The following is a 25,196-nucleotide window of genomic DNA, read 5'->3' as shown; positions in this document are numbered from 1 at the left end:
GCCCCAGTTCATTCATTCTCGTGCAGTATTTTTCCAATATAGCATTCTTTTGGTGGGATTTCAACATAAATTATTCATGTATTTTCTGCTCTTTCATTGTTTTTTTTACGTATATCAGTTATAATTTGGAAAAGATACCGTTACATTGCGGGGCTTGCGTATGATCGATCTTGTATACAACAGCCCAAATCGACTGATAGAGGAGACGAGAGTATGAAAACAAAAAGGAGAACAGAAGACAGACCATCAGCGAAAGCCCGGCGGCGGGGAGGGAGGATCGCGGCCAAGCTGGTCGTGACCATCGTGATCACCATTGTGATCATGGTTGCGGTGCTGCTGACGCTTGTTTACCGGCGCGTTTCTGACGCGCTGCTGGATAAAAGCGAGAATCTGATCCAGGAGACCACGGGAAAAGTGATCCAGGAGACCAATGCGTGGATGAATAAGACGCTGACGATGCTGGAGATGCAGAAGGATACCATTGAGTATGAAGAGATGGACATTCCGGAGATGGAGGAGTATATCAAGCACACGGTGGACCAGAACAGCGCCTATCCGGCGGGACTGTATGTGGCCCTGACGGACGGATCCCTGTATCATGCGTCTTTTGTGCCCGGCCCGGATTTCAATGCATTGGAAAAATCCTGGTATCAGGACGGCATCGCGTCGGAGGATTTTATCCTGGGGGATGTATACTTTGACGAGGACAGTCAGTCCTACGTGGTAGGCGCTTCCGGAAGGCTAAAGGGAGAAGACGGAGAGACCCGCGGCGTGGCGGCTGCGGATGTATATCTGGACGCGATCTCGGATATCGTGGCGGAGATCCAGCTGGAGGAGACCGGCGGAGTATTCCTTGTAGATACCCGGACGGACACGATCATCGGCCATAAGGATCCGGAGATCACCGGACGGCTTTTGAGTGAATTCAGCGGGGATATGTATGCATATGCCGCGGAGCAGATCCAAAAAGGCAATTCGGAGCTGTCCCTGTTTGACGGCAGTACATATATCCAGGCGGTGAACGTTCCGAACAGCGACTGGACAGCCGTCGTTTACGTGCCGAAGGCGGAGGTGCTCACGGAGCTGAACGTACTGACCGGTATCATGGCGACCATATCCGTCCTGGCGGTCCTGATCAGCATTGTTCTGATCATCATCCTTGTGAGAAGGATCATCGGCAGGCCGGTGGCAGAGCTGAACAAAGTGGCAGCGCGAATCGCGGAAGGGGAACTGGAACAGACGATCAACCACTCCTCCAACGACGAGCTGGGTGAGCTGGCGGATAACTTTGAAAAAACCGTACTCCGGCTGCGGGAATATATCAAGTATATCCATGAGATTTCGGAAAAGCTGCAGGAGATCTCCAGAGGAAACCTGGATATCACACTGTCCCATGAGTATGTGGGGGACTTTTCCAAGATCAAGGACTCTCTGGAAAGCATTACCCTGTTTCTGAACCAGACTATCGGACAGATCCATGTGTCCTCCGGTCAGGTGGCGGAAGGGGCCGGATATGTTTCGGAAGGGGCGCAGACTCTCTCCATGGGCTCCGTGCAGCAGAATGATTCGGTAGAACGGCTCGCGGCCCATATCAACGAGGTGTCCGACGGCATCCAGAAGACGGCCCAGGGCGCGAAGAAGGCCAGTCAGATCTCGCAGGATGTGGGCAGCAGGATTCTGGAAAGCAACGACAAGATGCAGCACATGAATGAGGCGATCCGGAAGATCAGCGGCAAGTCAACGGAGATCCGGAATATCATCAAGACCATTGAGGATATCGCGTTCCAGACCAATATTCTGGCTCTCAACGCGGCTGTGGAGGCGGCACGCGCGGGGGAGGCCGGAAAGGGCTTTGCCGTGGTGGCGGACGAGGTGCGCAACCTGGCCGGAAAATCCTCTGAGGCAGCCCAAAATACAACGGTCCTGATCGAGCAGACCGTGGAAGCCGTAGAGGAGGGGACCAATGCGGCGGAAGATACGGCAGCGTCCATGATGGCAGTGGTAGCCCAGGCCGAAGAGGTCAACAAGCTGATCGAAGGGATTGCGGATTATTCCGCAAAACAGGCGGCGGCTACGGAAGAAGTCATCCGCGGGATCGACCAGATCTCCGGCGTGGTACAGTCCAACCTGTCCACCGCGGAGAAGAGCGCCGCGGCCAGCGAGGAGCTGTCCGGTCAGGCCAATATGCTGCGGGAGCTGGTGGCGAAGTTCCGGCTCAAAGCGCGGTAGTATTGAAAAAGAAGATACGGCAGAGTTCATCGGCCGTGAGTATCATAATATGGATACAGAAGAGCAGGCTATACAAAAATGTACGGCCTGCTTTTTGTTGATGACCGTATTGCTTAAAATGGGGAAATAGGATAAAATAGATATGAAATTGGCCATGGAGGTAAAAAGCAGTGATTAAAAGTCTTTATATAGACAATTTCAAAGCATTGAATGATTTTTCTATGGATCTGGATCCGTTTACGGTTGTTGTAGGAAATAATATGTCCGGAAAAAGTACTGTCCTGCAGGCATTGGATTTTTTGTCCAATATCGTGAAAGAAGATTTTACTGTTTTTCTGGATCGAAGAGGATGGAAAGTGGCTGATATCAAGTCTCAAATGCAGAAATCTCAGAAAATGACCTTTGCCTGCGATTTGGAACTCATGGTAGAAGGCGAGATGGTATCTGTACAATGGAAAATAGAAATTTTAGCGTATGCTTTAAAGAACATGATGGAATTGTCACGGGAAGAAATCCGTGTGCAAAGGGAAGAGGGGGAGGATATTATCCTGAACTATGCCCAGCCCTCCGGAGGATATATGATAGATAAAATGGGAAAATGTACTGCGTTTCCAGAGAAGCTTCTGTTTCGGTCCTCTGTAATGAAAATGTTTGATCTGGACAATTATCCCGTCATACAGGCACTCAAAGTATTTTTTGAAAAGCTGGAATCCTTTGAATTACTTTCACCGGACAAAATGCGCCTGTCCAGCCGCGGTGATACAAACACGATCGGAAATGCCGGAGAAAAATTACCCTCCTTCGTGAAATCCATGAATCAAATACAGAAAGAAGATTTCGAGAGCAAGATAGAAGAACTGCTTGGAAAGCGTATTGTAAGTGTGGATGCCAAGACCAAGGGAAAGCCGGGATGGACGGAACTGATCACAGAGGAAAGATACGGGGCAAAAACCATGAAGATCAAGTCTAAAAATATGAGCGATGGTATGCTCCGGCTGTTAGCCTTTTTGGCAATCTGCGAAATGGACCCATGTACGATGCTGCTGGATGAGATTGAAAATGGGATTAATCTGGACTACGCAGAACAGATTGTTCATATTCTGGATGAGAATTGCAAAAGTAAAAACAATCAGTTGATCGTCACGACACACAGCCCGATTTTCTTAGATTATGTTCAAAAAGAAAATATCCGGTATTTGTATCGGGAGCCGGCTTCGGGAAATTGTAAATGCAGTTCTCTGGCCCAAAATACGGAGCTGAATGAAAAACTGCAGTATTTATATCCGGGAGAATTGTTTATGAATATGTGCAACAAGGACATTGTTGATCTATTATTGAAACAAGAGGGGCAAAATAGAGGGGCAATCTGATGGATAAAATCAAACTGTTGGTATATGGGGAAGGTCCAACGGATTATGGTTGGCGGGACGCATCGGGAGAATGGAGAGCAGGCCCGATCATTTATCTCCTTCAGAAATGTGCGGCAGAGTTACAGACAGAACTGGAAATTGATTATGCGGATAAAAGTGTAATTGATGGAAAAAAGCGAATGAAGTTTGGTATGAGGCGGACAAGAAATGTAAATGGAAAAGGGATCCCTGCACTTCGATTTACAGTATATGCTTTGGATCGAGGCTATACGAGAGGTATATTTTATTGCGATACGGATAAAGTCGAATATGGAAAAAACACAAGAGAGTCAGATTGTAAAAAACATTTTGAAAAAATATATGAGGATGTTTTACAGGGACTGCAGGATGATATTTCGAAAAAATGGATCGGTATACCTATGATCGCGCTGAAAATGATAGAGTGCTGGCTGTTAGCTGATCAGGACGCATATCAGAATTATTTTGGCTTGAGACCTGAAAAAGCGCTTTTGCCTAAAAGGCCGGAACTAATATGGGGAGAGAAAAAGGAGCCGAAGAGTGATTACCCTAAAAATGTAATGACTCGCGTACTGAAGCAATATCATAAGGAGCCGGGGCGTGAGGTTTTTATTGAAATTGCAAAAGCAACACAGATCAGAGTTTTGCTGGAGAAATGTCCGATCAGTTTTTCCAAATTTTATGAGGATTTTGAAAGGCTATTGTTGGCAGAGACATAATAATAAGAGGCTGCCGGAAAATGACGGTATGACAGCAAGCTCTTGCAGTCATACAGCATTCCCGGCAGTCTCTTTTCGGTGCGAGTGTGCGTCACGGCGCACACATTTTACTTTAACCGCTCCGCCATCGTATAAAACTGATAATACGTTCCCTTCTGCGCCATCAGGCTTTCATGGTTCCCTTCCTCCGTGATCCCCTGGTCGGTGAGCACCAGGATCCGGTCCGAATTTTTAATACTGGACAGCCGGTGCGCGATGGTAATGGTGGTCCGTCCCTCGGACAGGTGATGAAGCGACTGTGCCACCGCAAATTCGCTCTCATTGTCCAGCGCCGAGGTGGCTTCGTCCAGGATCATGATCGGCGGGTTCTTCAAAAAGACCCGGGCAATGCTGACGCGCTGCTTCTGCCCGCCGGACAATTTTACACCCCGCTCGCCTACATACGTATCATATCCGTCCTTCAATTCCCGGATAAATGCATCCGCGCCCGCCTTCTTTGCGGCTTCCACAGCGTCCTCTTTGGATGCGTCCGGGTTTCCGTACAGGATATTCTCCAGCACTGTGCCGGAAAACAGGTACACATCCTGCTGGACGATCCCGATATTTTTCCGAAGACTTTTCAAAGTAAAGGACTTGATATCCTCCCCGTCGATCCGGATCACCCCGCCGCTGATGTCATAAAACCGGGGGATCAGGTTGCACAGCGTCGTTTTCCCTCCGCCGGAAGGGCCCACGATGGCCAGCTTTTCCCCTGCATGGACGGTCAGGTTCAGATGCCGGAAGACTGTATTGTGGTCGTCCGGGTATTCAAAGGAAACATCCTCAAAGGAAATATTTCCCTCCGGAACGCCCATTTCCTTCGCCCCGGGCTCATCAAAGATCTCCACGTCCGCATCCATGATCTGCAGGAAACGCTCAATGCCGGTGAGCCCTCTCTGGAACTGCTCGGCAAATTCGATGATCCTGCGGATGGTGGCGATCAGCGTGGACACATACATCACATAGGCCACCAGATCACCGGCGGTGATCAATCCCTTTACGAGGAAAATGCCGCCCATCAGGATCACGGTCAGGTTCATCAGCCCGTCAAAGGCACGGGTCGAGGTCTGGAAGGCCGCCATATATTTGTAGGTTTCTTTTTTAATATCATAAAAACGCAGGTTGCCCTTTTCAAACTTGTCAATCTCCACGGGCTCATTGGTAAAGGCCTTGACCACCTTCTGCCCCAGCAGGCTGTCCTCGATAGACGCGTTTAACTCCCCGATCTGAACCCGTTGCTTGGCAAAGGCCCTTCTGCTCCTTCGGTTCAGCTTAATGCACACATAGGCCATCACCGGGACGATCAGGAAGATGGCCAGAGTCAGGGGAAGGTTGACGGAGGCCAGGATCAGGAAGGAGATCACTGCCTTTACCGCCGCAATGAAAAATTCCTCCGGACAGTGGTGGGAAAATTCTGTTACGTCAAACAGGTCGTTGGTGATCCGCCCCATGATCTGCCCCACCTTCGTATTATTGTAATAGGTGTTGGACAGTTTCTGCAGGTGGGCGTAGGCGTCTCTGCGCATATCCGTCTCGATGGCGGCGCCCATGACATGCCCCATATCCGCCATATAGTAGTTGGCCATACAGTCGATGACACGCAGCACCAGGTACAGCAGCGCCATCTTCCCGATCACTTCCACAGTGAGCCCTGCCAGATCCTGTATACCGGTATTGGTGATAAACCGGATGATCATGGGGAGCACCAGCTCGCAGAGCGTGGTAAGGGAGGCGCAGAACAGGTCCATGGCAAGCACGCCCTTATGCTTTCTGTAATAGGGGAAAAAGCGCTTCATCAGCTCCCCGGTGGTATATTCTTTATTCTCTGTTGGCATCATTTCCTCCGATCAAAGCAGCAGCGGAAATAGAAAAAATGGCCGAACCGGCGGCACATTCGCCGACCCTTTCGATCCGCTGCTCTGAATGTATTCTAACTGTACAGTTAGAATGTATTTCATGTCTGCATGAATCAGTTTATACGATATGACTCCGGAAAGCAATAGAAAAACGTTTCGTTTTTAAAAGTTGATTGACTTTTTGATGGTTATATGAAATAATGAAATCACATTAAAAAGGTAAAACGTTTCGTGAAAAAAGAAAAAGGAGAGCAAAAAGATGAAAGACACAAAGCAGCAATGGTTTAAGGATGCCAAATTCGGTCTGTTCATCCACTGGGGGCTGTATGCGCTTCTGGCTGGCGAGTATAATGGAAGGAAGACCGACCGTATTGCAGAGTGGATCATGAATGACCTGGATATCCCTGTGGAAGAGTATGAAAAATTAGCTTCTCAATTTAACCCGGTTGAATTTGACGCGGAGATGATCGTCCGCAAGGCCAAAGAATGGGGCATGAAGTATATCGTCTTTACTTCAAAGCATCATGAAGGCTTTGCGATGTGGGATTCCAAGTGCAGCGATTATAACGTGGTAAAAGCGACCCCCTACGGCAGGGACATCGTGAGACAGTTCAGGGAAGCCTGCGACAAGTATGACATGAAGCTGGGATTCTATTATTCTCAGGCGCAGGACTGGCACGATCCGGACGGGTATATACACAGAAAGGACAATTCCAAGAAGAATTACCGCGCATACCTGGAACGGAAATGCTTCCCGCAGCTTCGGGAACTTCTGACCGAGTATGGGGACGTCGCCCTGATCTGGTTCGATACCCCCATGGGGACAACAAAGGAAGAAAGCCAGGAGATGGTGGATCTGGTAAAGAGCCTCCAGTCGAACTGCATTGTCAGCGGGCGGATCGGAAATGAGCTGGGCGAATATATGACCACCGGAGACAATTTTATCCCCCGTCTTCCGTATGAAGGTGACTGGGAGGTTCCGGCGACGCTGAATGACACTTGGGGCTTTAACAAGGACGACCACAACTGGAAGGATCCGGAAGAGATCATCCGCCTTCTGGTCAAGATCAACAGCCGGGGAGGGAATTACCTGCTTAATATCGGGCCGGAGGCTTCCGGACATGTGCCGGATGAAAGCATCCGCATCCTGGATGAGGTTGGGAAATATGTGAATGAAAATGAAGAAGCCATTTTCGGGACAAAGCGGGTAGGGATCTATGCTTATGAACTGGACTGGGGCATGCTGACCAGAAAAGACCATAAGCTTTATGTTCATGTATTCAAGCCGAGAAGAAGGGTGGAGCTCATCAACATTGCAAATAAGATCACGGGGGCTTACCTGGTAGCAGACAAGCGTGAGCTGGAATTTAAGACATCGACGACCTGCGAGGGCAACAGCGCCATTGATGTAGAGCTTCCGGAAGACTATTTTGACAGGAAATATTTCAGCGTCTGTCTGGAAATGGAAGAGGAAGAGCCGATTTTTGAACCAATCATAGGATAAAATAGGAGATATAAAAAGGGGGGCGGAAAGCCCCCCTTTTTGTACACCATCGTATGCAGAAAAGCTGCCGGCGGCAGGTCTTTTGTATCTACTTCACATCCAGCGTCAGGTCTCTGACGGACTGCCTTTCATAAAAGCATACGTCTACACATCTGGTCAGCGGAAAATCAGAATAATCTCCCTGCATTCTCCTGTACAGGATGCGCGAAGCAGTTTCTCCGATCAAAGACAGATTCTGCGCCAGGGAGGTGATGGGCGGATACATACTGCGGAACAGAGGATCGTCGTCAAAGGTGACTACAGAGACATCTCCGGGGATGGAGCAGCCGGAGGTGCTGGCCTCCATCAGGCCCCCAAGGGCGCTTAAATAATTGGTGAAAAAGATTGCGGTGGGAGATTCTTTGCTTTCCATCAGCTGCCGGAAGTGCCTTTTCCCTTCATTGATGGCATCCTGGTTTGTTGAGAATCGGATGGATTCCGGGTAAGTAATGGAGTGGATCCCTGCTTTTTCATATACATCCCGGAAACCCTGGATTCGTTCGGCCACAGGACTGGAATCATAGGCCGGATCCAGGATATGGACTCTTTGATGCCCTTTTTTCAGCAGGTACCGGGCCAGCAGAGCGCCGCCGTTATAGTTGTCTGATACCACACAGTCCACAGGCGGATGGCCTATTGCGACAGGATTCTGGTCCAGAGCTACGACAGGGATATTTTCCGCCTGCAGAAGGCGGTATCGGTCATCCAGCAGATTGGCAAGCAGGATGATCACCCCGTCGATCTTACGGATGATCAGATCCTGCAGAAGCTCCCGCTCGATCTGTGTGTCATGGGAATAGGAACAGGTGATGACCGTATAGTTATAATTTACAAAAAACTGAGACACAGCGCTGATGATGGTCCCCCAGAAATAGTTCCCCAGATCGGAAACAAGGATCGCTACAGTCATGGTGCGTCTGGAACGCAGGACCTGGGCGGTGCGGTTCGGCTTGTAATTCAGGTGGGCGATAGCCTCTTCAATGCGGAGACGGTTCTTTTCCTGGATTTTTTTGTTGTTAAGATATTTGGAAATGGTAGCCAGGGAGAGGCCGGTTTCTCTGGAAATATCTTTAATCGTGACTTTCATGTGCTCCTCCGTTCTGTCATACCGGATCAGGACTGTATGATGGCAGCAAAGCTTCAAAGTGGTGAAGGCGTTATACGGAACGCCAAATTTCATCGACTATGAGTATTATTATACAATTATATTATCATGAGAAGAAGAAATGCTCAACAGAAAACAAAAGTGAAACGATTTTTGTTGTTTTTTGACAAAAACGATTGCTGCATCTTGTGCAATCATACCAAAATTAATTAATATGCACAGCGTTATTGACATTTTTTTGTGAGAAGGCTATAATAAACGTACAAAACGAAACGTTTTACTTCTGCAGATGTAAACTATTATGCACTAATAACTTTAAAAATTGAAAGAAAAATGGAGGGATTTATTTTGAAAAAGAAATTAGTGGGACTTCTTTTGACGGCAGCGATGCTTGCAACGGCACTGGCAGGATGCGGCAACGGCAATTCTTCATCTTCTGACAATGGGGGGAGCACAGATTCTGGCGCGGGGGATACAGCAGCAGAGTCAGACGCGGGAGAAGGAACAGACTATGATGTGGAGAACAGGGAGTATAAGGATGTAAACATCACGATCCATACCAGATGGGACGTGAGCGATGTTTCCGGTCCTCTGTATCAGGCGATCGTAGAAGGCTTTATGGAGAAATATCCGGGGATCACGGTAGAGCAGATCAATATTCCGACAGAGTCTGAATGGCTGAACTCAGAATCCGTGCTGATGTCCGATCCATCCTCCATGCCGAATGTTCTTGTAGAATACGGCGGTTCCAGAACTGCAGAGTATGTGAAGTCCAATCTGATCGTAAAGATGGATCCATACTATAAGCAGTATCCGGAGTGGGGGGAAAGCTTCAACTCTCTGGGCGAAAGCCTGACAGACTACAGTTCTTACGGGATGGACGGGATTTACGGCGTGCCATTTACGGCATATCAGGTCATGTTGTTCTATAATGAAGACATTCTGAGTGAAAATGACATCGATCCGCAGAGCATCGAGAGCTGGGATGACCTGATGGCGGCATGCGAGACTCTGAAGGCGAATGGAGTACAGCCGTTTGATATGGGTGAAAAAGATGACTACCGTTTCGGACATCTGCATTCCGCGCTGAATTATAAAACATTCGGATGCGATATGGCAGAGAAGCTTGGAAGCCGTGAAGTGGCTTATGACGGCGACGAGCAGAAAGAAATCTATCAGATGATCATTGATGCCAGCGATAAAGGCTATCTTGGAACAAACCTGCTTGGAAACGACGACGGACAGGAAAGAGCGCTTTTCAACACAGGAAAGGCAGCGTTCTTGTTCATGGGAACCTGGTTCTGCGCAGAGGATCATACAGGACTGGAGCTTTTCGATAATGAAAAGATCCATGCGCTCCGTATGCCTTATGTAAATGAAGAATTTAAGCTGCATGACATGGGCGGCGGAAATGAAGCTTACTATGTAGTAGATACCGGCGATGCGGATGAAGTGGCAGCTTCTGTATTATTCCTGAAGTATATGACAAGCGAGGAAGTTGTGAAGGAATTTGTAAAAGGATATCCGACTCCGGTCTGCGTAAATGTTGAATCAGAGGGAGGCAACTATCTGAGTCAGGAAGCTTCAGCGATCATAGCAGAGACAGCGGAAGTACGCGGCGATATCGAGAACTACGACAGCGCGACACATATGATCAATACAGTCCGTCAGGCGCTCCAGGGCATCGCGATGGGCGATGACGCGGAAAAGGTCGGAAAAACCGTTGTGGATACGATCGCTCAATATGAATAAGATCGGATCGTCAGATACAGTTCTGCGGATCAGGCGCCGCGCCGTTCAGGTGCGTCGGTCTCGTAGATAAATGATAAAACAGCTTCTTAGATACGTGGGCATTGTAAAAGGGAAGTGCTTTACAATGTCCACGTATTCAGTTCAGGAGGTGGACTGTATGTTTTTTACATCAAGTAAATATCGAAAAGCCTTTTTCAAATCCATGCTTTTCGTCCTGCCCGGCGTTGCGATCACGGTGATTTTTGTAATTTATCCGGTGATCAATACATTCTGGTTATCTCTGAATGACTGGAACGGCGTCGCGACAGCTCCGGTGACATGGGTAGGGCTTGACAACTACATAAAAGTGTTTACAAGTGAGAAGTTCTGGAACAGTATGCTGAATGCGCTCTATTTCATGATCGGAGGATTTGTGGTCCTGATGCCGATTGCCTTTGGAATGGCGCTTCTCGTTACATCAAAGATTAAATTTACGAAATTTTTCAAAGCGTCTTACCTGATGCCTGTCATGTTAGGTACGACAGCGGTAGGTTTGATGTGGACCTTTATGCTCAATGCGGATTTCGGCATTTTTGCTCAGTTTTTAAGAGCGATCGGACTTGAGAGCGCGGTTATCAACTGGCTGGCGACTCCGACGGTCAATATCTGGTGCGTGGTTCTGGTCAATGAGTGGATGTATGCCGGCTATAACATGCTGATCTTTGCCGCGGGAATTGTTGCGATACCGGAAGACGTGCATGACGCGGCGCTGCTTGACGGCTGTACCGGCCTGAAAAAGATTATTTATATTATTGTGCCTCTTTGTAAAAATATGTTCATGGTATTCTCCGTGCTCTGCGTGACCGGATGTCTGAAGGCATTTGATATCGTATGGGCAATGACGAATGGAGGTCCTATGGATTCCAGCGCGACTCCCGCGGTTCTTCTTTACACACAGGGCTTCCAGTATAAGCTGATGGGCCGGAGCAGTGCGATCGGTATCATTCTTCTGGTGCTGGGACTTGTGTTATCTGTTTTTCTGAATAATGTAATTTTTAAACAGGACAAAGATCTGTAAGCGGATTTTACAGAGAAAGGAGACATACATGAGTAAAAAGAAGAGCTTGAATAAACTGGGAGCAGGAATTTTGTATCTGGTGGCGATCTTTATGGCTGCGGCTACGTTCCTCCCGCTGATCATTACGTTGCTTTCTTCATTTAAAACAAATGAAGATCTGCTTTTAGGTATGTTTTCGCTGCCGGAGACCTGGAAATTCAGCAACTATCCTGAAGCGATGCGGACGGCGGATGCGATCCGCTCCATAGGTAATTCTCTTTTTGTCGCGATAGCGACGCTGATTTTGACGGTTGTGGTTGCGCTTCCTGCCGCCTATGTACTGGCCAGAAAACCTTATACATATCTGAAAGGTATTTATTTTCTCTTTATGGCAGGAGTGATGGTTCCGGTTCATACGACACTGGTATCCATATCCAAGATATCAAGTACATTAGGGGCAAGGAACAGCTATGTATTCCTGATCATTATTTATGTGGCGTTTAACTTGTCACAGGCAATCTTTTTGTTTACAGGGTATATCAGAGGGCTGTCCAGAGAACTGGATGAAGCGGCTAAAATTGACGGCTGCGGTGACTTGAGGCTTCTGGTAAATATTCTGGTGCCGATCTGCAAGCCGATTCTTGCGACGGAGGCGATCCTGGTATTTATTTATGGATACAGTGAACTGATCTTCTCTTTGATCCTGATATCTGACAGCAGCAAATATACGGTATCCAGAGCAATGCTCAATTTTACGAGCAACTTTACTACAAGCTACGGTCCGCAGTTTGCGTTTGTGATCATGTCCATGATCCCGATGCTGATCATCTACCTTGTACTCCATGAAAAGGTAGAATCAGGAATCCTTGCCGGCGCAGTCAAAGGCTGATCCAGAAGGAATATTACGGATAGTTTTATAGATGAACAGTGAGGTTGAGATGAATAAAAAAGAATATTTACAGCATATTGAAGATGTGATCGTACAGGGGCCATATACGGACACCTGGGATTCGCTCTGCGAGCATCCGGTGCCGAAATGGTATCAGAAAGGAAAGTTCGGTATTTTCATTCATTGGGGCGTATACAGCGTGCCGGCATTTGGAAATGAATGGTATCCGAGAAATATGTATATCAAAGGTTCCAAAGAGAATCTCCATCATGTGGAGACTTACGGCTCTCTGGATCAATTCGGATATAAAGATTTTATCCCTATGTTTCAGGCGGAAAAATTTGATCCGAAGGAATGGACGGAGCTTTTTGAGGAAGCAGGAGCAAAGTTTGTAGTTCCGGTTGCGGAGCACCATGACGGCTTCCAGATGTATGACAGCGAGTATTCCGAGTGGAATGCGGCGAAGATGGGACCGAAACGAAATATACTGGAAGAACTAAAAACGGAAGCAGAGAAAGCCGGCATCGTGTTCGGAGCGTCTTCCCACCGTGCGGAGCATTACTGGTTCTTCAACGGAGGCAGGCAGATCCCGGAATCCGATGTGAACCAGGGGGAGGCTGACGGCCTGTATGGTCCGGCTATGGGGATTACTCGTGACATGAACAGCATTTATGATAATCCGCCTTCGGAAGAATTTATGCAGGACTGGCTTGTCCGGACTTGTGAGCTGGTTGAGAGATATCAGCCGAAGCTTCTGTTCTTTGACTGGTGGATCCAGCAGTATGCATGGAAGCCCTATCTGCGGAAATTCGCTGCTTTTTACTATAACCTGGCAGAGCAGTGGGGAGCGGAAGCCGCGATTGACGCGAAGTTTGACGCATATGTATTTGGAAGCGCGGTCAATGATCTGGAAAGAGGACAGTTGGATCACATTACGCCGGACTTCTGGCAGGACGATACCTCTGTGGCGAAAAATTCCTGGGGATACACGGTCGGGAATGACTACAAGGATCCTTCGGATATTGTTCTGGACCTGGTGGATGTGGTCAGCAAAAACGGCGCGCTGCTCCTGAACATAGGCCCGAAACCGGACGGCACGATCCCGGAGGAGGATGCCCATATTCTTAAGGAAGTAGGAAAATGGCTGAAAGTCAATGGAGAAGCGATCTATGGAACAAAGTATTGGAAAGTATTCGGGGAAGGTCCTACGGATGTTCCGGAAGGCCATTTTACAGATACATACAGTAAGGACTATACTTCCCAGGATATCCGTTTTACAAGCAAGGCAGACCACATTTATGCGGTTGTGATGCGGTGGCCCGAGGATGGCGAGATATCGATCCGGTCTCTTGGCAATGACTATAGATATTTAAAATCAACGATCCGGGATATCCAGATACTTGGAACGGACCACCATCCGGAATTTCACAGAAATGAAACGCTGGATATTTCCTGCGGGATCAAGCTGGATTCGGGCCGTATGCCGGTGGTACTGAAACTTACGATTGACTGATGGAAACGGTTCGGGGCATGCGGGTAGATTCTGCGGCAGACGCGGTGGGGATTTTTGCCCCGAACAAAATAGAATCCGGCCGTGAGGCTGCGGCTGTTGGAGCATCCAACTGCGCAGCTGGAATAGAATGAATAGAAAAGAGGTTTGATATGGCAGCGAAACATTATACAGGAACATGGGCTTCTGTCCAGACGCACACGGTACCGAAGTGGTACGATGACGCAAAGTTTGGCATTTTTATCCACTGGGGGATCTACTCTGTTCCCGCTTATGCGCCGCATACGTGGGAGTTGGGAGCCGCGGAAGCTGCAGACTGGTTCTGCAACAACCCTTATGCGGAGTGGTATTATAATTCTGTCAATGTAGGACGGGGACCGGGATATGAGCATCATGTGCGGAACTATGGAGCGGATTTCAAGTACGAGGATTTTATCCCTATGTGGAAAGCGGAAAGCTGGGACCCGGGGCAGTGGGCAGAGGTTTTCAAAAAAGCGGGCGCGCAGTATGTTGTCCTGACGACCAAGCATCATGACGGATTCTGCCTTTTCCCAAGCCGGTATACGGAGTTCAACTCTGTGAAAATGGGGCCCAAAAAGGACATTACCGGAGAACTGACAAAGGCTGTCAGAAACGCGGGGCTGCGGATGGGATTATATTATTCGGGACTGATCGACTGGCAGTATGCCAATGATCCGATCTTTGAGGATGACGACCTTTTTGGAACGGCAAGCCCCACCTATGCGTATGCGGACTATTCCTACAACCAGATGATGGAGCTGATCGATACCTATGAGCCGAGCGTGTTCTGGAATGATATCGGGTGGCCGAAGCAGAATGAGGAGGCAATGCCTTATCTGTTCGCGCATTATTATAACAAGGTGCCGGAGGGCGTGGTCAATGACCGTTTCAACGGAAGGTACTATGATTTCCTGACAAAGGAATATCAGGCAGGCAAGATGGACAGAAGCCAGAAATGGGAAATGTGCAGAGGAATGGGCTTATCCTTTGGATATAATGAGATCGAAGGGGACGATGAGCTTTTGCCCGTACCAAAGCTGATCCATCTGCTGATCTCTACGGTTGCCAATAACGGAAACCTGCTTCTGAACATTGGCCCAAAAGCAGACGGGACAATCCCGGCAGAGCAGATCAGGAGATTGGAGATCCTGGGAAGCTGGCTTGCGGTCAACGGAGAAGGAATCTATGGAACCCGCTGCAGCGAGAGAGAATCAGAAATGCGCTGTGACGGCCTGGAACTGCACTATACAAGAAAAGATCATGTACTCTATGTATTTGCGGACGGATTGAAGGAAGGGAGCAATACGTTCTGTATTCCGGGCTTTACGGGAAGCTTAAAGGCGATGGATCCGCTGGTACAGATCGAAACAGAGCCCGCGCAGGAAGGACTGCGTGTTACGGTCAAGAATTATCAGGCTGACATGTACGCGGTGGGACTGACATCAGAAGGATGATATAAGATCAATTAGAAAAAGCTGTCATTCACAGTAATGTGGAGGGCAGCTTTTTCATACCATCGTATGCAGAAAGGCTGCCAGTGGCAGGCTTTCTGTATTGTGTGATTGTGTGATATTGCATTGATTTTCAGCGAAAAAGCAGATATACTGTTATCAGTGGTTGTGGTAAATGTTTTTAAAACTGTCTGAAGGAGGAATCATTATGGCACCTACAAGCGCAGTGATCAGTGATATGCTGAATCATTTAGAGGAAGAAGATTATAGAACTGCAATCAGCTTTATAGAATATTTGGCATCCTCACGTAAGAAAAAAAAGGTTGAGGAAAGTAAAAATACTCTTGCGGAAATTCAAAAAATGTTTGTGGAAGATAAAGGATGGGATTCGGAAGAAAGCATGATTGAGGATATGGCAGCATTTAGAAGGGAACGGATGAATTTATGAAGATAATGCTTGATACAAATGTGCTTATATCAGCTTTGGTATTTGGCGGGAGGGCAGGAAAATTGCTCAATATGTTGTTTGAATCAGAGCATGAACTATATGTTTCCGAGTATATCGATCAGGAGTTTCAGGAGAAACTAAAAGAAAAATGGCCTGCTAAAGCTGAAAGGGTATATGATCTATACAGGCAGTTAGATATCCGATTTTGTAAAAGTACAGAAGAAAGGCTGGGTGAATTACGGGACAGAAAAGATATCCCAGTGCTGAGTGATGCATTGTATCATGAAATGGATATTATTTTATCCGGGGATAAGGATTTTTTGGAAGCTGATTTAGAAAGGCCGATCGTATATTCTCCATCGATGATGTTGGAATATCTTGAAATGCGCTGAAGCGCAAAAAGAAATGAAAGGGGGGAAGAGCATATGGCTGTGACGATCAAGGATGTGGCGCGAGAGACGAATCTTGCGATCTCTACAATTTCTAAATATATGAACGGCGGAACCGTACGCCATGAGAACCGGGTTCTGATTGAGGCGGCAGTGCAGAAGCTCGGGTATTCCCCGAATCGTTCGGCCAGGGGGCTGAGGACTTCGAAAACCTATATGATCGGGCTGGTAACGGGCCGGGTAAATTCTCCCCATACGGCGGCGATCGTCAGCGGGATCGAAAAGCGATTCCGGGAGCTGGGGTATTCCGTGATCTTTGCGACACATGAGGAAAACGGAGTTCAGATAGAGGACTATTTGGAATATCTGCTGGAGCGGGGCGTGGACGGGATCATTTCTTCGCCCATCGCAGCCGGAGGGGATTGCCTGAAAAGGGCAGTGGAGCAGAATATCCCGGTATTGGTCGTGGAAGAGAACAGCGGAGAGATGCGGACAGACTGCGTGCAGGTTGACTGCTGCGGCGGCGCTTATCAGATCGTGGAGCATCTGATCGAGTCCGGACATCATCGGATCGCCATTATCAAAGGGCCGGAGCATAAGCTGACAGCCCGGGAACGCCTGCGGGGATATTTCCGTGTGCTGGAGGATTATGGGTATCCGGTCAGGCAGGACTATCTGATACCAGGTGATTTCACATATCAATCCGGTTACAAAGGGATCATGAAACTGTGGGAACTGGAGGAAAAGCCTTCGGCAGTATTTGTCAGCAATTACGACATGTGCCTGGGGGCGATGGCGGCGGTGCACAATCTGGATATCCGGGTGCCGGAAGCACTGTCGGTCGTGTCATTTGATGATTTTGAACTGTCCGTTATGGTCCGGCCCAAGCTGACTACGATCCGCCAGCCGCTGGAGGAAATGGCAAATGCCGCCTGTGACCTGCTGTATCGGCGGATTCAGGGCGACTATTCGGATTTTCCGAAAAAGATCCGCTTGAAAACAAAGTGCATTTACAGGGATTCTGTGAAAACATATACCAGAGGGGAAGGTGATGACATTTTTGAATAACCATCAGATTCCGGTCAGGGGGGATCGTATCAATGAAATACCGCCCCCCTGCCTGAAAAGGATACCGTCATCAGATGTTATTCAAACCCGACAGCTTGCCCGGTTTCGGCAGATTCCCTGATCACTTCCATCAGTCGGAGAACACGAAGCACCTCCTCGTTTTTAACGAGGATTTTTTCTTTTCCAGAAATGGTATTCATAACATTTCTATAATAATCATGTACATCCGAATGTACGACAGGGAGCGATTCGGTTTTGATAGTTTCTTCTGTACGCGGCGCCATTGTTTTTGTCAGCCCAGCAGCTGTTTTGATTGGAATGGCATCATTTTTTGTCCAGTCTGTAATCTTCACAAGCTCCCCGGACAGATCCCAGTCCCGAATTACTGCCGAACCGTTGATTCCCTGTATATACCAGCGTGGAAGGTTAATGAAGTTACTTGTACCGACCTCCAGCATATAGATCAGCCCGTTTTCAAAGGTCAGACTGCAGGTGAAGCCATCATCCACCAGTTCGTTGGTCACATGTGTAAAGGTGGCGTAGACTTTTTTTACCTTTTCAGGAACCATCTGCAATGCCTGGTCCAGAATATGGACACCCCAATCTAGGAGCATGCCGCCGCCGTGCTCCGGCTCCTGCCTCCAGTCGCCCGGAATTCCTCTAGAGCCATGCACACGAGACTCGATACGGAAAATATTCCCCAGCATATTTTCTTCATATATTTTTTTGGCAGTCAGATAATCTTCGTCCCATCTGCGGTTTTGATGTACTACCAGGAGCCTGCCGGCTTCTTTGGCCGTATGCATCATTTCCTTAAAGTCCCCAGAGCTTATTGCAGCAGGTTTTTCGCAGATGGCATGTTTTCCGGCTTTTAATGCACGTATCACGATATCCTTATGTACATCATTTGGGGCCGCGCATAAAACAATATCGACATTTTGATCTGCAAGCAGATCATCAAAACTGGGATATGGCCTGATATGATGTTTTTCTGCAAATTTCTGACGTTCTTCACGAATATCAAAGCTTCCGCAGATCTCCATATTTTCCACATCCGCAATTAATTCTCTGTGCCAGTTTCCCATGCCTCCCATTCCCACAACAGCAATCTGAAACGTATTTCCATTCATGATAAAAAACCTCCTTTTTGGTGAACAACCTTTGTATTGTCTTTCAACAATACTTCACATTCTGTTTTTGATAGTATAGATTATAGATGGGAAAAGTGAAATAAAAATTTAATAATTTTACTTTTGTTCTGACTATTTTTACTATTTTTAAAACTGATGCGAAAAAAATATTGTTTAATATTGTGTGAAAAAGACGGATTGGGCAAGAAAATTTAGTAAAAATAAGCAATGATTTGGTAAAAATATTGAGAGCAGAGACATGAGAACGTTATTATAATTAAAAAAGAATATAGTATTCAAAACAATCGTCCCCAGGATGTCTGTTGCTTTGGACGGTTGTAAAAAAATTGAATGAGGAAAGCAGGTGGAAAATATGAATCAGTCAGTGATATTTCCGGCCGCAGAGAAGGTCATACTTCAAGATACAGGGTATCCGGAACCAAAAAAAGGCGAAGTGGTGATACGGAGTGAGTGTTCCCTGATCAGTACAGGAACAGAGATGACATTCTTAAAAGGGGAATGTCCGGAAAATTCCAAATGGTCTTCCTATATCCATTATCCAATGACAAGCGGTTATTCCGTAGCAGGTACGGTAGAGGCTGTCGGGGAAGGCGTATCTACAGAATGGATCGGAAGACGTGTAGCAAGCTTTAGTCATCACGCTCAGTACGTCGCTGCTCCAGAAAGGGAACTAAGGGAAATCCATTATGAGATTCCGCCGGAAGAGGCTGCTTTTTTTGCAGTGGCTGAAGTGGGGCTCAATGGGATAAGGAGGACAAGGGTTGAACTGGGTAGCAGGGTCGTTGTATATGGGGCGGGAATTATCGGACAGCTCCTTGTGCGTTTTCTGCTTGCGGGAGGATGTACGGAGATCGTTGTGGCTGACGTGGCGGAAACAAGACTTGGATTTCTTCCGGACTCACCTGCTGTGATTCCGGTCTGCTCAAAAATTCAATCTGTGTTGGAGAAGGTGCGACGGGTTACATATGGACAGCTTGCAGATATCGTATTTGAGACTACTGGAAATGCGGATCTGATTCCTTATGAATTTGAGGTGCTGCATCAGCAGGGGAAGCTTTGTATGTTGAGTTCCCCGAAAAAAAAGACATGGTTTGATTTTCACGATTTTTGCAATGCGGGAAGCATCCAGATCATCGGAGCACATACATCGGCACAGGCTCCGGTTGCGACTTATGACAATCCATGGACCTGTGCGAGAAACAGTGAGGTCTTTTTTAAAATGATACACAACAGGCAGATCGATATTTCTAATTTGATCAGCCATCACGCATCCTTTGAACAGGCTCCCGATATGTATCAGATGCTGTTAAAGGACCGCTCGCAGGCTATGGGAGTCGTTCTGCACTGGAGCGACTCTGCACTCAACGAAAAGAAAAAAGAAAGGTCTGGTAAATAAAAATGAAGCAAATACAATACCCTCCTGTTGCTCTTACCTGTGAATACAGAGAGAATCCAATCGGGATAGAAAGCGTGGAGCCGCGCTTTTCATGGAAAATGACAGGAGGCGGAAGAAACAGAAGACAGACTGCATATCAGATTCTGGCGGGACATACCCCATCCATGGAAGAAATTTGTTGGGACAGTGGAAAGACAGAAACATCGGAATCCGTAGGAATTACTTATGGAGGACCCATGCTGACTTCCCGGGAGAGGATCTATTGGAAGGTACGGATATGGGATGAAGAAGGCTGTGCCTCACCTTGGAGTGAAGCTGCATTTTTTGAAATGGGACTCCTGGAGGCCAGAGATTGGAAAGGAATCTGGATCGCGGCAGAAGACGAAGTCAGTGCCCCGCATTTCCGCAAAATATGGCAGACGGATGAAAAACCGGAATCCGCCCGTGCATATATATGCGGCCTGGGATATTATGAATTGTATATCAATGGTAAAAGATGCGGAAAGCAGCTTCTGACTCCGAATCGATCAGATTTCAAAAAGCACATATACTATCACACGTATGATATCACAGAATATATTACAGAAGGAAAAAATGCGGCAGGCATCATCTTAGGTAATGGATGGTATAATCAGAAGGATAAGCTTAATGAAAAAATGCTATGGTACGGATATCCCAAAATGCTGCTGCAGATTGAACTTCGCTATCAAAATGATACTATAGATTATATAGTCAGTGACACAGATATGCACTGGCATACAGGGCCATGGGTTTACAACAATATTTATTTCGGAGAGATATTTGACGCGCGGCTGAAGATGCCCGGATGGAATACAGCTGATTTTATAGAAGTGGGTTGGAAAAATGCCAGAGAGGCAGAGGCGCCGGGCGGCAGGCTAAAGGAGCAGAAAGCTCCGTCTGATTCTGCTGTTCAGGAGCTTCTGCCGAAAACCATAACACAGCTTCAGTCCGGTATGTATGTCGTGGATTTCGGACAAAACATCACCGGGTGGGTACGGCTGAAAGTATCCGGAAACACAGGACAAAAAATACAGATGCGTTTTGGTGAGGAGCTATGGCCGGACGGGAAAGTAAATTATTACAGTACAGGAAGCGGATGGAACCAGCAGAAGGATATTTATATTTTATGCGGGGAAAAAACAGAAGTGTATGAACCAGCTTTTACATGGCATGGATTTCGATATGTGGAAATACAGGGATTTCCCGGTTCACTTGGAAAAGCGGATCTGACCGCAGTGGTCGTCCGAAGCGGTGTCAGGCAGACAGGTACATTTACCTGCTCCAATGCGGTAATCAATCAGATCCAACATGCAGGCCTCTGGTCATTATCAGGAGGGATGCACTGCGGGATGCCGCTGGATTCTCCCCACCGGGAACGGCAGGGCTATGGCGGAGACGCATGGATTACGGCAAAAGCATGTATATATAATTTTGAAATGGAACGCTTCTACGCTGCATGGATGGACGATTTTGCTGATGCACAGGATGAAAACAGCGGATTTATCCCTCATACGGTGCCCTGCCAGGATGGCGGCGGCGGACCGGCATGGGGCAGTGCCTATATTGTGATCTCCTGGCTCTGTTATTGGTACTATGGAGATAAAAGGGTACTGGAGAGCCACTTTGGAAATATGAAACGCTGGATGGAATTTTTGAAAACAGGGCTTGAGGATGGGATCCTGGAAGGGGAGGGAGCAGATAAAGGCTGTCTGGGAGAATGGTCTACGCCGGGAGAGATCCTGATCCCGCCGAGATTTGTAAATACGTATATTTATGCATACGGGGCTGGCCTGATGGCAAAGATCGCGGAAGTCCTTGAAAAGACGGAAGATGCCGTAGCATACAGAAAAATCGAGAAAGATACGATCGAAGCATTCCGCAGGGAATTTTATGAAGAAGAGAATGGCTGCTACAGTATCGGCGCCCAGGGGACGGAAGCCTTTGCATATCAGATGGGGGCTGTGCATGATGAAGAGATTGAAAAGACAGCAGGATTTCTTGCAGGCCACATAGAAAAGGACTGCAATGGAAATCTGGATACCGGTATTTTCGGAACCCCCTGTCTTTTTGAAACTCTGATCGACACGGATTATGGGGATACGGCTTACCGTATGATTACAAGCGTTACCTATCCAAGCTATGGATACCTGTTATCAAAAGGCGCGACTACGCTGTGGGAATACTGGGAACCTGAATATGGATTTTATCAGGTGGCATCCTGCCATAACCAGCCCATGTTCGGCAGTATCAGCGGGTGCTTTTATGAGAAGCTGGCTGGGATCCGGCCTCTCGAAGCAGCAGGAAAACGTATGCTGATCGCCCCCAGGCCGATCGGAGACCTGCGGTTCGTATCCGCAAAGGCTGAGACAATGTATGGTACAGTAACCGTAGATTGGGAGAGATCAGATGTGGACTTCCATCTGTATGTATCCATTCCGTTCAACATGACGGCAGAAGTAGTGATTCCGATTTTATGGGACTGTCCCAGTGAGTACGAATTGGATGGGCAATGCATATCAGAAACCGGAAAAAAAGGGGCCTGTGTTAGGATTGGTTCCGGCAGCTACCGGTTCTGCATGGCAAAAAAAGAAGGAGGCAGATATGAAAACCAGGAGCGGTGATATACTGTCAGGGCCGGAATGGGCAAATGTGAGGGCTTTATATAAAGCATGCGGATATTCGGACGAGGAGCTTCATAAGCCTCTTATTGCGGTGGTAAACTCTTACAATACGGTCTGCCCCGGACACATGATACTGGAGCAGTTATCTAAACGGGTAAAGGAAGGAATCCAGGCGGGAGGAGGTACTCCTGTTGAGTTCGGAACGATCGGTGCATGCGACGGGATTGCTATGGGGCATGAAGGGATGCGTTATATCCTGCCGGCCAGGGAAATGATCGCAAACGATATTGAAGCCATGCTTTGGGCCCATCGGCTGGACGGCATGGTTTTGCTCGGAAGCTGTGATAAGATCATACCAGGCATGCTTATGGCGGCTATGAGAATCAATCTTCCTTCGATCGTCGTAAACGGAGGTCCGAGTCTTCCGGGACATATGACGAAAAATAATCCATATGGGGGGACTTATATTGACCATTCGATCATTCAGGAATCGGAAGGGGCGCTGAAAGCCGGACAGATCAGTGAAGAAGAATTTACATGGCTGGAAAATCATGCGGTGCCATCCATTGGCTCCTGCGCAATGCTAGGTACGGCCAATACGATGGGATGCCTTGCGGAAGCCATGGGAATGATGCTGCCGGGAACCTCAGCGATACCCGCGGTCTATAGCAAAAGATTGTCTGCCGCATATGATAGCGGCAGAGCCTTGATGGAACTGATACGGAAAAATATCCGTCCGAGAGACATTGTAACCAGACAGGCTCTGATCAACGCGATCCGTGTCAATTCTGCAATCGGAGGTTCTACAAATGCGGTGCTCCACCTGCTTGCGGTCGCATATGAAGGAGGGATTGACCTGGATATTTTTGAGTTTGGAGAGGCCGGCAGCGAGGTGCCGCATCTTGTGCCGCTGATCCCGTCGGGCGGATATACACTTTTAGATTTTTATGAGGCGGGAGGGCTCCCTGTTTTGATGAAAGAGATCGAAAGCCGGTTGTATACACAGGAAATGACCTGCACTGCAAGGACACTGGCAGAAAATCTGGAAGGAGTCACAAACAACAGACCAGAGATCATACATCATCTGGATGCCCCGGTGCATCAACGTGCCGGAATCGGAATCCTGCGGGGGAATCTGGCGCCGGACGGAGCTGTAACAAAGCCCTCCGCAATCCCGGAAAAAGCACTGTATTTCAGAGGAAAAGCAAAAATATTTGAAGGGGAAGAGGAAGCCCTTGCGGGAATCCGCAAAGGACAGGCGATGCCGGGAGATGTGATCGTGATCCGGAATGAAGGTCCGAAGGGGGGACCAGGCATGCCGGAGATGTATAAGGCGATGAAGCTTTTGGTGGGAATGGATTTGGGAAGCCAGGTATGTGTGATCACAGACGGACGGTTTTCCGGTTCTAACAATGGCTGCTTTGCAGGACATATCTGTCCGGAAGCGGCAGATGATGGTCCTATTGCTTATCTGGAGAATGGAGATGAGATCATTGTAGATATAAAGAATGGATCTATTGAAGCGTCTGTAGATTTTGAGGAGCGGCGCCGCAGAAAGAACACATATCAGCGCGCGGTACAGGGCTGCCTCTACCAGTATGCAAAAAATGTTTTATCCGCATCCCACGGAGCAGTCATTCCTGTGAGGGAACAGTAAAAGTACTGGCTGCAAACTTATTATACGAGGAGAAAATAGATGAATATTATTGATGTGCATGCACATTTGGGTGACGACTGTGTATTTGACCACCACATTTCGGAAGAAGATCTTCTGAGGGGATACCGAAAAACACCAGTTGACGGAGCAATCGTACAGCCATCGCTTCCCAGATTTTCGCTTAGAGCGAATCAGGAGATTCATGACAGGATCGCTGCATTTTGTGAATGTAAAAGCATGAAACTGTGGGGGATGGCGTCAATCTATCCGCATTTCACAGAAGAAGAGTACCGGAGAGAAGCATACCGCTGCATAAAGGAACTGGGATTTGTAGGATTAAAGATCACCCCGATCGGACATGCGGTCAATCCGGAATCAAAAGACGGTATGTTTGCGTTTTCAGTGGCAGATGAACTGGGTGTTCCTATGATGGTACACACAGGATCCGGCATTCCATTTTCGGATCCGATGAAAGTTTTAAAAGCTGCAAAAACATTTCCCAAGCTAAAGATCGTGCTTGCGCATGCAGGTATGGGAATGTTTACACATCAGGCAGTTTATGTGGCGGAGGTCTGTCCCAATGTATACCTGGAGCCAAGCTGGACAGGGATTTTTGATACAGGCGAGATATATAGAAAGGTTGGGGCAAGAAGAATGCTTTTTTCCTCGGATCATGTGAATAATGTTCCGGTTGAACTAAAAAAATATGAGTCAGTAATTCCTGCCCATGAGCTGGACTGGGTACTTGGAAAAACGGCCTGTGAAGTATTTGGTATATAATGGCTGTTGTCCCCGGAAAGAAAAGTTTATGTTATTGCTTTCTCAAAACATAAAAATAGAACGATGTATTTTGATTTTGGGCATAAACATTGAGCCTGACGATTTGGCAGACTTGAGAAAAAGTATT

The 25,196-nt window shown here is 47.6% G+C and carries 19 protein-coding genes; 16 read left to right on the top strand and 3 right to left on the bottom strand.

The window, feature by feature from the left end; translation table 11 throughout:
* Positions 1 to 213: 213 nt before the first annotated feature.
* The 3 genes from ACTOY7_RS17875 (at position 214) to ACTOY7_RS17865 (ending at position 4,336) form a co-directional block, all read left to right on the top strand.
* Complete coding sequence (locus ACTOY7_RS17875) at positions 214 to 2,229, top strand: methyl-accepting chemotaxis protein (protein ID WP_482671398.1); 2,016 nt, start codon at positions 214 to 216, stop codon at positions 2,227 to 2,229.
* A gap of 170 nt (positions 2,230 to 2,399) precedes the next feature.
* Positions 2,400 to 3,599, top strand: coding sequence for an AAA family ATPase (locus ACTOY7_RS17870; protein ID WP_160282019.1), 1,200 nt, complete (start codon positions 2,400 to 2,402; stop codon positions 3,597 to 3,599).
* Positions 3,599 to 4,336 carry a DUF4276 family protein gene (locus ACTOY7_RS17865; protein ID WP_160282020.1) on the top strand — a complete coding sequence of 246 codons (738 nt, stop codon included), beginning with the start codon at positions 3,599 to 3,601 and terminating at the stop codon, positions 4,334 to 4,336. The genes ACTOY7_RS17870 and ACTOY7_RS17865 overlap by 1 nt, the downstream gene beginning before the upstream one ends.
* A gap of 107 nt (positions 4,337 to 4,443) precedes the next feature.
* On the opposite strand, the gene ACTOY7_RS17860 is transcribed toward ACTOY7_RS17865, so the two are convergent.
* The gene (locus ACTOY7_RS17860; protein ID WP_482671402.1) at positions 4,444 to 6,210 is read right to left on the bottom strand and encodes an ABC transporter ATP-binding protein; all 1,767 of its coding nucleotides are present in this window, start codon (positions 6,208 to 6,210) and stop codon (positions 4,444 to 4,446) included.
* A gap of 280 nt (positions 6,211 to 6,490) precedes the next feature.
* Between ACTOY7_RS17860 and ACTOY7_RS17855 the strand changes: the two genes are divergently transcribed.
* Positions 6,491 to 7,735: an alpha-L-fucosidase gene (locus ACTOY7_RS17855; protein WP_482671399.1), complete on the top strand. Its 1,245-nt coding sequence runs from the start codon at positions 6,491 to 6,493 to the stop codon at positions 7,733 to 7,735.
* Between the two features lie 88 nt (positions 7,736 to 7,823).
* On the opposite strand, the gene ACTOY7_RS17850 is transcribed toward ACTOY7_RS17855, so the two are convergent.
* Positions 7,824 to 8,861, bottom strand: a complete 1,038-nt coding sequence (locus ACTOY7_RS17850) for a LacI family DNA-binding transcriptional regulator (RefSeq protein WP_300884802.1) — start codon at positions 8,859 to 8,861, stop codon at positions 7,824 to 7,826.
* Between the two features lie 366 nt (positions 8,862 to 9,227).
* Here ACTOY7_RS17850 and ACTOY7_RS17845 point away from each other — a divergent pair, with 366 nt between their 5' ends.
* The 8 genes from ACTOY7_RS17845 to ACTOY7_RS17810 all read left to right on the top strand — a co-directional run bounded on the left by ACTOY7_RS17845 (position 9,228) and on the right by ACTOY7_RS17810 (position 17,443).
* Entirely contained in the window at positions 9,228 to 10,631 is a 1,404-nt protein-coding gene (locus ACTOY7_RS17845) for an ABC transporter substrate-binding protein (protein ID WP_482671400.1), read from the top strand.
* 157 nt (positions 10,632 to 10,788) lie between these two features.
* Positions 10,789 to 11,688 carry a carbohydrate ABC transporter permease gene (locus ACTOY7_RS17840; RefSeq protein WP_016297120.1) on the top strand — a complete coding sequence of 300 codons (900 nt, stop codon included), beginning with the start codon at positions 10,789 to 10,791 and terminating at the stop codon, positions 11,686 to 11,688.
* A gap of 28 nt (positions 11,689 to 11,716) precedes the next feature.
* The gene (locus ACTOY7_RS17835; RefSeq protein ID WP_160282024.1) at positions 11,717 to 12,556 is read left to right on the top strand and encodes a carbohydrate ABC transporter permease; all 840 of its coding nucleotides are present in this window, start codon (positions 11,717 to 11,719) and stop codon (positions 12,554 to 12,556) included.
* A gap of 31 nt (positions 12,557 to 12,587) precedes the next feature.
* Positions 12,588 to 14,069: an alpha-L-fucosidase gene (locus ACTOY7_RS17830; RefSeq protein WP_482671967.1), complete on the top strand. Its 1,482-nt coding sequence runs from the start codon at positions 12,588 to 12,590 to the stop codon at positions 14,067 to 14,069.
* 149 nt (positions 14,070 to 14,218) lie between these two features.
* Complete coding sequence (locus tag ACTOY7_RS17825; RefSeq protein WP_482672169.1) at positions 14,219 to 15,541, top strand: alpha-L-fucosidase; 1,323 nt, start codon at positions 14,219 to 14,221, stop codon at positions 15,539 to 15,541.
* Positions 15,542 to 15,713: 172 nt separating this feature from the next.
* Positions 15,714 to 15,986 carry a hypothetical protein gene (locus ACTOY7_RS17820; RefSeq protein WP_482672725.1) on the top strand — a complete coding sequence of 91 codons (273 nt, stop codon included), beginning with the start codon at positions 15,714 to 15,716 and terminating at the stop codon, positions 15,984 to 15,986.
* Entirely contained in the window at positions 15,983 to 16,378 is a 396-nt protein-coding gene (locus ACTOY7_RS17815) for a putative toxin-antitoxin system toxin component, PIN family (protein WP_160282028.1), read from the top strand. The genes ACTOY7_RS17820 and ACTOY7_RS17815 overlap by 4 nt, the downstream gene beginning before the upstream one ends.
* Before the next feature lie 33 nt (positions 16,379 to 16,411).
* Entirely contained in the window at positions 16,412 to 17,443 is a 1,032-nt protein-coding gene (locus ACTOY7_RS17810; RefSeq protein ID WP_482671759.1) for a LacI family DNA-binding transcriptional regulator, read from the top strand.
* Between the two features lie 77 nt (positions 17,444 to 17,520).
* On the opposite strand, the gene ACTOY7_RS17805 is transcribed toward ACTOY7_RS17810, so the two are convergent.
* A complete protein-coding gene (locus ACTOY7_RS17805) occupies positions 17,521 to 18,573 on the bottom strand; it encodes a Gfo/Idh/MocA family protein (protein WP_482671758.1) in 1,053 nt (350 codons plus the stop codon).
* A gap of 373 nt (positions 18,574 to 18,946) precedes the next feature.
* Between ACTOY7_RS17805 and ACTOY7_RS17800 the strand changes: the two genes are divergently transcribed.
* From ACTOY7_RS17800 to ACTOY7_RS17785, 4 genes are read left to right on the top strand one after another with little or no spacing between them, the layout of a single operon-like run.
* A complete protein-coding gene (locus ACTOY7_RS17800; RefSeq protein ID WP_160282031.1) occupies positions 18,947 to 19,990 on the top strand; it encodes a zinc-binding dehydrogenase in 1,044 nt (347 codons plus the stop codon).
* Between the two features lie 2 nt (positions 19,991 to 19,992).
* Positions 19,993 to 22,632, top strand: coding sequence for a family 78 glycoside hydrolase catalytic domain (locus ACTOY7_RS17795; protein ID WP_160282032.1), 2,640 nt, complete (start codon positions 19,993 to 19,995; stop codon positions 22,630 to 22,632).
* On the top strand, positions 22,613 to 24,289 hold the full coding sequence (gene ilvD / locus ACTOY7_RS17790; protein WP_160282033.1) for a dihydroxy-acid dehydratase: 1,677 nt from the start codon (positions 22,613 to 22,615) through the stop codon (positions 24,287 to 24,289). Before ACTOY7_RS17795 ends, ilvD begins: the two co-directional genes overlap by 20 nt.
* Positions 24,290 to 24,328: 39 nt before the next feature.
* Positions 24,329 to 25,069 (top strand): amidohydrolase family protein, encoded by a 741-nt coding sequence (locus tag ACTOY7_RS17785; RefSeq protein ID WP_160282034.1) that lies wholly within the window; start codon positions 24,329 to 24,331, stop codon positions 25,067 to 25,069.
* Positions 25,070 to 25,196: the final 127 nt, after the last annotated feature.

The sequence above is a fragment of the Schaedlerella sp. genome (assembly GCF_056796775.1).
This window is presented reverse-complemented; position numbering and strand designations above follow the sequence as displayed.